The sequence below is a fragment of the Clostridium sp. 19966 genome, from assembly GCF_032335695.1.
GTDB lineage: Bacteria > Bacillota > Clostridia > Clostridiales > Clostridiaceae > JACTOJ01.
In genome coordinates, this window is sequence record NZ_JACTOJ010000083.1 from 1 (window position 1) to 1,227 (window position 1,227).

Consider the following 1,227-nt stretch of genomic DNA (forward strand, 5'->3'; position numbering starts at 1 on the left):
TGGATCTATGTCAATATCTTAGACACAAAAAGTTGAACTTTTTATACAATTTTTCTAGCTAAATCTTCGCATTTTTGTGGAGTTAAATATCCAATACTACTATGTATCCTTTTTCTGTTATACCAAGCTTCTATATACTCAAATATAGCAAGTCTTGCAGCATCATAATCAAAATATTTAACAAGATGAACTTCTTCTTTTTTTAAAGAGGCATGAAAAGACTCAATGCAAGAATTATCATAAGGGCAACCTTTACCGCTAAAAGAATGGATTATCATTTTAGTGCTATCTATATATTCTTTAAAAGCAAAGCTTGTATATTGACAACCTAAGTCGCTATGCAGGATCAACGGTTTGGTTGGACTTTGAAGCTTAATAGCATTTTTTACAGCTTGCAATGCAAGGGTTGTATCAATAGACTTAGACATGGCGTAGCCAATTATTTTTCTGCTATATAAATCCATAACTGAGGCTAAATAGCACCAACCATCCTTAATTGTGTGGATATAGGTAATGTCTGTTACCCATTTTTCATTAATAGTAGTAGTTTTAAAGTCTCTTTTTAAAACGTTTTCTTGCTCTTTTATTTTGCTCTTTGATGATGTAGGTCTATATTTTTTTATTATTATAGACTTTATTCCTAATTTTATCATCAATCGTTGAGTTCTCTTTATACTAATATTTATCCCCAATGTTTTTAAAGATTCATTTATTTTAACAGCCCCATAACGTTTTTTACTTGCTTTGTAGATATTCATAATTTCTTCTTCTATTTTTTTATTTTCTAATTCTCTATTGCTTGGTTTACTATTTAAATACTTATAATAGGAACTTCTAGATACCTTTAATACCTTACACATAAGCTTTATATCATGATATCTTTTGTTGTTAGTGATGAATTCAAATACAGTAGTTATTTCCTTGCGAATATGCCCATAGCTTTTTTTAATATTTCAATTTCCTCTTCAAGTTGCTTATTTTTCTTTATCATTGCTTGATATTCAGCAGCTGTTATAGTTGTATCTTTATCCACAGTTACTGGTTTATTCTTTTTAACCCATCCAGTTATCGTTGATTTTGAAACGGCATATTCACTGCTTAGCTCCGCTAAGCTTTTTCCGGAGTTATAAAGCTCTACAATTGTATTTTTAAATTCTTCTGTATATTGTTTTTGACCTCTAGCCATCATAACACTTCCTTCTCTTTTCTTTATTTTAAAGTGTTCGG

Annotated in this window: 1 protein-coding gene; it reads right to left on the reverse strand. The window is 29.7% G+C overall.

Annotated features, from left to right (window positions below):
* Window positions 1-41: 41 nt before the first annotated feature.
* Window positions 42-1,186, reverse strand: a protein-coding gene (locus IAI10_RS24575) for an IS3 family transposase (protein WP_315675946.1) whose coding sequence is annotated in 2 segments (ribosomal slippage) — window positions 42-949 and window positions 949-1,186 — 1,146 coding nt in all. Because the reading frame shifts where the segments join, the coding sequence is not laid out codon by codon here.
* Window positions 1,187-1,227: the final 41 nt, after the last annotated feature.